Source organism: Acidobacteriota bacterium, from assembly GCA_030949985.1.
Lineage (GTDB): Bacteria > Acidobacteriota > Polarisedimenticolia > J045 > J045 > JALTMS01.
This window is the reverse complement of the sequence record JAUZRX010000096.1, coordinates 1-1,870: the sequence shown is the minus strand read 5'-3', so window position 1 is coordinate 1,870 and position 1,870 is coordinate 1. Positions and strand designations below refer to the sequence as shown.

At 59.0% G+C, this 1,870-nt stretch carries 3 protein-coding genes; all 3 read right to left on the bottom strand.

All coding sequences use genetic code 11. The features are described from left to right. On the bottom strand, window positions 1-355 hold a 355-nt coding region (locus Q9Q40_14475; GenBank protein ID MDQ7008424.1), incomplete at its 3' end, for a hypothetical protein. Beyond that, on the bottom strand, window positions 352-876 hold the full coding sequence (locus Q9Q40_14470) for a hypothetical protein (protein MDQ7008423.1): 525 nt from the start codon (window positions 874-876) through the stop codon (window positions 352-354). The genes Q9Q40_14470 and Q9Q40_14475, both read right to left, overlap by 4 nt. 45 nt (window positions 877-921) lie before the next feature. After that, the coding region (locus tag Q9Q40_14465; protein MDQ7008422.1) for an RHS repeat-associated core domain-containing protein at window positions 922-1,870 on the bottom strand (949 nt) is incomplete at its 5' end.

The following is a 1,870-nucleotide window of genomic DNA, read 5'->3' as shown; positions in this document are numbered from 1 at the left end:
CGGCCACATTGTACTCGATGCCGGGAGTGGCCGCGCTGTCGGGGACCACCTCCTGCCAGGGGGTGGTGGCGCCCGCAGCGTCGTAGATCGCCACGCCCGTCAGAGCGCCGTGGCGGTAACTCAAACCGTATTCGGGGTGCTGGCGGCTGATCGATGCGCCGTCCGGAAAGGGAAGCCGCCGGCGCAACAGCAGACCGCGGCCCCCGGGCTGGTCGTCGTAGCTGTAGGCCGTCTCGAAGCTGTCGAAGGCGCTGTCTCGATCCCAGTCCAGCTCGATCTGCCCCGCGAAGGCCAGACCGAAGCGCTCCTGGTAGCGCAGGCTGCGGACATGGATCACCGTGCTCGTCGCATTCAAGGGCTTCTGCCCACGTCCTCGTCTATCGCCCCAACCCTTCCTCCACCGCAGAGGTCAGCAACCGCATTCATCAGCCAATTTCGCAGCCAATCCTCTCCTTCTTGAGTACAGAGCCACTGTCCATCCACGTAGACCTTCCCAAACCGACCCACGTAGAGCGCTACTGACTCTTTTCCCAGCCGCATCTCTAGGCGCCCCCTCACATCACCTGGAGCCTCACCATAGCTGCATGTTCTCAAGTGCCTGAGAGTCTCACCGAGTTCTGCGACTGACGGTCGATCGCCGGCTATCCAGACTCTGACATCGACAGCACCAGTAGCGTACCATTCAGCCATCCTTGCGGGTGTGATCCTCATCCGGAACAACTTCTGAAAAGACACGCCTTGGTACTCGACGGAAACCGGCTCAAGTGAAAGCCACCAACGATCAGGTATGCTCCCAGCCGATCCCGCCCCGATCGCTGTGCAAGTCCCGAATACCAAAGAAAGCGCGAAGAGGAACCTGCCGTATTCTATCTTCATGCGTCTCTCCTGAGCAAAGAACCGATGTTACTTGGCCAGACCTCCCTACTTCTTGGAGGTAGGAGTCTTCGTTCGCACAGCAGTTCCTCCATGGCTCTTTCGAGTCGGCTCGTCCAGAGCCTTCGCTATGTTTTTCTCGGCATTCGTCGCTCTCTTTTCCTCCAAGTTGGTGTAGGTTGGGGCCTTCGTACCCGTAGCCCTTGTAGCTTCCGCGGGATTCTGGTTGTGGTGAATCAGATGCGATAACTCATGGAACAACCCAAGTGCGGCGGACTGAATCGTTCCCCCTTGAGAGTCCGTTCGGCCACCCTGGCCGGCGACGTTGAGTCCACTCGTCGGATCCCAGTTGATCGTGTTCGTCGCCGGATCATAGCTGTCGTCGTGGTTTGCATTGATAGAGATAGTAGGTTCCTTCGAGCCTTTGTAACCTTGCGCGATCTTGAACGCGTTCTTTCCAGCAAGAGTCTGGGCCAAGTACATCTTTGCCCTTGCCACGTATGCTTGAGCCCCCTTCCCTTTGTACTTGATCAGTCCATCTGGATCAGTGAAGACCACAGGATTGCTGTCAGTATACGAAAAGCGATTCCATGTCGAGGGTGCTCCCCTATTGATACTCTTGCTGCTCGGATCGGGCGATAGGAACCGTGCAGACACTGCCTGATAAGATCTGGCTTTCATGTAGTCCAGACCTGTAGCCCCATCCCTCTCATGCCCGGTAAACTTCATCCGCTGATCCCCGCTCTCCTCCACCGCCGCCTCCATCCCGAACGGGAAGTACTTCCAGCGGCCGATCTCGATGCCGTTCTCGTCGGTCATCAGGCGGGTGCTGCCGAGGTGGTCGCGGTGGATGTATTGGAGGTTGCGGGAGGCGGGGGCCGAGGCGGGGTTCTGGTTCAGGGTGGTGTTGCGGGCGTCGTCGATGATCACCGGGCTCTGGTCGAACTCCTGCATCGTGGCCGGGTCTACCGCCGTGAACCAGTACTGGCCGTGGCCC